This is a genomic window from Mycobacterium sp. SMC-21 (assembly GCF_045310825.1).
Classification (GTDB): domain Bacteria; phylum Actinomycetota; class Actinomycetes; order Mycobacteriales; family Mycobacteriaceae; genus Mycobacterium.
The window spans coordinates 1-2,287 of the sequence record NZ_JBJIAO010000086.1 but is presented as its reverse complement, the minus strand read 5'-3'; the positions used below and the strand labels follow the sequence as shown (position 1 = coordinate 2,287).

The window sequence follows — 2,287 nt, the reverse complement described above, 5'->3', positions numbered from 1 at the left end:
ACCCAGCCAACCAGACACCCCAATCACAGGCCGACAGCAGCTGACCGTTCTACACCCTCAATCATGAAGAGCCCCTATACTCCATCCAGTACGAAGATGTACTTGGCCGTGGAAGTCGAACGCCGTTATGGCTCCAGGCGTGTAACGAATTACCATGAAAGCCGATTCGGTCTAATACCTGCTGCCAATCAACGACACCCCGAAGTTCTCCTATTATCCCGGATTCGCCTTGACTTCCATAGATCTTTTCGACGTCATCCTTAAGCCTCAACTCCTCAATTCCCACTTCTTCGATGTCTCCGTGAAGTTCCTGACGCAGCGCGGCTACTAAGCGGGAAACGGAAGAGTGACGATCGAAGAAATTTAATTTTAGGTTTGATAGCGGGAGATTAGGCACGCCAATTGGCCTCAAATACACAGTAGAATCGAAAGCAACTTTGAACATACTCTCTTGAACCATTCGGCTCGCGCCCGAAAGACTGTTCCATTCCTCGAAGTTCTTGAAACCGGGAAATTGACTCAGCGCCAAACTCTTTGTTGCGGCCGTCAACTTGCGGGCGTCCACAGAAACGACGAATCCTCGTCCGCTAAGTCCTTCGATGGTAATCGCGGGATCGATCTTGAATGTGGTGATACGAACTTTAATGTCGAGAATTCCGTCAATGATATCCTGTGGCAACTCGGCATCTAACTGGCCGCGCAGTGTTTCCAGTACCGTCTCAAGATTCCATTGCACTGGCACGTCGAATGATTGCGTAGGCGCGTCTTTCCAGGACGTTGGCCGACCATCCTCGATCAAGTTGCCGTTGACCCGAACGGGTACGGCGGTGCCGAGCAGGTGCGATCGTACTAATTGATCAAGGTGAATAACCGGGCTAAATTTACGCGGATCAATGCGTACCGCTATCGAAGTGCCGGGCTGTGATCTGTACCCGAATTCGGGTCCTACGGGGCCAGGAAATGGATGTGGCGTGTCAGGCGGTTCTTGAACGATCGCAAAGCCAGACAGTTCATTGAAGGACATCCGCAGAGGGGCGTCAACTCGAGAATCAGCAAGCTGTCGACGGGTCGACAGCTCGACAAGGTCGCCTACCATGAAGACTGAAAGAAGACCTACACCAAATCGTCCAATGGACACAATTGACGGTTTTTCCACTATCCCCGTTCTGACAACGTCGGCCTGGAATTCCTTGGATAAATAGTACGATCGACCGATTTTCAAGAGGAAATTCTCCACGATGTACTGATTCATGCCGATGCCATTATCATCGATCCGGATCCACTGCCGGCCGTCTTTGTCTGTCCAACTCGAGCAGTTTATCTCCCACCCTGCATCAACCGAATTGGTGCCCGATATCAAACTCCGCGCTTGAGTGGCGTCTATCGCGTTTTGGATGAGTTCTCGAATGAACACGAGAGGATCACCGTATAGGCGCTCACCCATGAAGAGCTCTAGAATCGATTCGCGGTCGAAATCAAACCTAAATTCGCCATATTTATAACCCTGACTGATGATGCCCCGCCGATCCACCTTGGTTGGCAACACAAAATCTGACCACCGATCAGAACAATATCTAATTATCCGCTGACAAAATGCCAGCTCTTGGTCGATGACATCGATGAAATTTCGCACGTCGCTCTCCACGGCCGGATTGTCGGGACCGCACTGCAGTTGGAGAGACCTACTCCCGTCTCGATTCGTTCCGAATTTGAATCCTTCCGAACTTAGATGTTTACGCCATTCGATATCGCTCTCAGCGGTTCGAGGGTCTGCCCGCATTCCTATACCAAGCGCCCGATAGATGCTGTCGGGCGACCGAGAATTATCGAAGTCAAGAATGTCCGCTATCCTCAAGATTATTGCGCAGAAACGAAGATCACATTCCCCTAAGAGGAAATCAGACGTGAATTCATCGCTCTTCAAATCATCGGCTGGGTAGCCGTGACTCTGACATACTTTGCCGAGGTAGTTTCGGATCGATATCTTTCCCCACTTAAACCATTCCTGGTCAAGCGCGTTAGAGCTCAAGAAATCGTAAACTCGATCTGGGTGTCTCCATCGGCAATAACCTTCAGCAATTGAATCGCTGAGTTCGCCACTCTCACGGAACGCTAAGTAGTGCTCAGGATGGTGGCGCAGATAGGTGTCAAACGACCCTTCCTTGCTAATCCTGGTCTTCTCATCTTCAGTGAAGACCATTCCAATATCGGGCTCTTCATGATTGACGGTGTAGTTGGGGTCTGAATCCGCCGGTTTCGAGTAGGGATCGGGCGATGTAGTGGGTGA

General features: G+C 50.6%; 1 pseudogene. It reads right to left on the bottom strand.

What is annotated here, in order from left to right:
• Positions 1 to 61: 61 nt before the first annotated feature.
• A pseudogene (locus tag ACJH6H_RS29605) lies at positions 62 to 2,287 on the bottom strand (hypothetical protein); the annotation flags it as partial.